This window comes from Achromobacter sp. RW408, from assembly GCF_003184165.1.
Lineage (GTDB): Bacteria > Pseudomonadota > Gammaproteobacteria > Burkholderiales > Burkholderiaceae_B > Achromobacter > Achromobacter xylosoxidans.
The window spans coordinates 1-2,643 of record NZ_QHHO01000018.1 but is presented as its reverse complement, the minus strand read 5'-3'; the positions used below and the strand labels follow the sequence as shown (position 1 = coordinate 2,643).

The window sequence follows — 2,643 nt, the reverse complement described above, 5'->3', positions numbered from 1 at the left end:
AGGGGGATCAAGTCCCCGGGATACCTAATCTTCAGACGAGTTTCCCGCTTAGATGCCTTCAGCGGTTATCTCTTCCGTACTTAGCTACCCGGCAATGCCATTGGCATGACAACCGGTACACCAGAGGTACGTCCACTCCGGTCCTCTCGTACTAGGAGCAGGCTCCGTCAAGTATCCAACGCCCACGGCAGATAGGGACCAAACTGTCTCACGACGTTTTAAACCCAGCTCACGTACCTCTTTAAATGGCGAACAGCCATACCCTTGGGACCGGCTACAGCCCCAGGATGAGATGAGCCGACATCGAGGTGCCAAACACCGCCGTCGATATGAACTCTTGGGCGGTATCAGCCTGTTATCCCCAGAGTACCTTTTATCCGTTGAGCGATGGCCCTTCCATTCAGAACCACCGGATCACTATGTCCTGCTTTCGCACCTGTTCGACTTGTCAGTCTCACAGTCAAGCACGCTTATGCCATTGCACTATCAGCACGATTTCCGACCGTACCTAGCGTACCTTCGAACTCCTCCGTTACACTTTGGGAGGAGACCGCCCCAGTCAAACTGCCCACCATGCACTGTCCCCGATCCGGATAACGGACCAAGGTTAGAACCGCAAACAAACCAGGGTGGTATTTCAAGGATGGCTCCACGTGATCTAGCGACCACGCTTCAAAGCCTCCCACCTATCCTACACAGGCCGGTTCACAGTCCAATGCAAAGCTACAGTAAAGGTTCATGGGGTCTTTCCGTCTAGCCGCGGGTAGATTGCATCATCACAAACACTTCAACTTCGCTGAGTCTCAGGAGGAGACAGTGTGGCCATCGTTACGCCATTCGTGCAGGTCGGAACTTACCCGACAAGGAATTTCGCTACCTTAGGACCGTTATAGTTACGGCCGCCGTTTACCGGGGCTTCGATCAAGAGCTTGCACCCCATCACTTAACCTTCCGGCACCGGGCAGGCGTCACACCCTATACGTCGACTTTCGTCTTTGCAGAGTGCTGTGTTTTTAATAAACAGTCGCAGCCACCGATTCTCTGCGACCCCATCATGCTAAGCGCGCAGGCGCTTCACACTACCGGGGTATACCTTCTCCCGAAGTTACGGTATCAATTTGCCGAGTTCCTTCTCCTGAGTTCTCTCAAGCGCCTTGGAATATTCATCCCGTCCACCTGTGTCGGTTTGCGGTACGGTCTCGTACAGCTGAAGCTTAGAGGCTTTTCTTGGAACCACTTCCAATCACTTCGCAAGCAATGCTCGCTCGTGCCGTACCCTTGATTTACGCGCCCGGATTTGCCTAAGCGCCATCTTCGATACGTCAACAGGGACATCCAACACCCTGATGATCTTCCGCGATCCGTCCCCCCATCGCACTGTACGACGGTGCTGGAATATTAACCAGCTTCCCATCAGCTACGCATCTCTGCCTCGCCTTAGGGGCCGACTCACCCTGCGCCGATGAACGTTGCGCAGGAAACCTTGGACTTACGGCGAGGGGGCTTTTCACCCCCTTTATCGCTACTCATGTCAGCATTCGCACTTCTGATACCTCCAGCAGCCTTTACAAGCCACCTTCGCAGGCTTACAGAACGCTCTCCTACCGCGTGCACAAAGTGCACACCCGCAGCTTCGGTTTATCGCTTAGCCCCGTTACATCTTCCGCGCAGGACGACTCGATCAGTGAGCTATTACGCTTTCTTTAAAGGATGGCTGCTTCTAAGCCAACCTCCTGACTGTCTATGCCTTCCCACTTCGTTTCCCACTTAGCGATAATTTGGGACCTTAGCTGGCGGTCTGGGTTGTTTCCCTCTTGAGTCCGGACGTTAGCACCCGGTGCTCTGTCTCCCAAGCTGTACTTGCGGGTATTCGGAGTTTGCCATAGTTTGGTAAGTCGCCATGACCCCCTAGCTATAACAGTGCTCTACCCCCCGCAGTAATACTTGAGGCACTACCTAAATAGTTTTCGGAGAGAACCAGCTATTTCCAGATTTGTTTAGCCTTTCACCCCTATCCACAGCTCATCCCCTAATTTTTCAACATTAGTGGGTTCGGTCCTCCAGCACGTGTTACCGTGCCTTCAACCTGGCCATGGATAGATCATCTGGTTTCGGGTCTACACCCAGCGACTGAATCGCCCTATTCGGACTCGCTTTCGCTACGGCTTCCCTATTCGGTTAACCTTGCCACTGAATGTAAGTCGCTGACCCATTATACAAAAGGTACGCAGTCACCCCACAAGGAGGCTCCTACTGTTTGTATGCATACGGTTTCAGGATCTATTTCACTCCCCTTCCGGGGTTCTTTTCGCCTTTCCCTCACGGTACTGGTTCACTATCGGTCGATCACGAGTATTTAGCCTTGGAGGATGGTCCCCCCATCTTCAAACAGGATTTCACGTGTCCCGCCCTACTTTTCTCACGCTTAGTTCCACACACAAAATTTCGTCTACAGGGCTATCACCTGCTACGGCCGGACTTTCCATTCCGTTCGACTATCTTGCATGCTAAAACGTGAAGGCTCTTCCGATTTCGCTCGCCACTACTTTCGGAATCTCGGTTGATTTCTTTTCCTCGAGCTACTGAGATGTTTCAGTTCACCCGGTTCGCTTCCACTGACCTATGTATTCAGTCAGGGATACT

1 rRNA gene is annotated in these 2,643 nt (G+C 52.6%); it reads right to left on the bottom strand.

Going from position 1 to position 2,643, the window contains the following annotated elements:
* Positions 1-2,643, bottom strand: a 23S ribosomal RNA gene (locus DK459_RS02150); the annotation flags it as partial.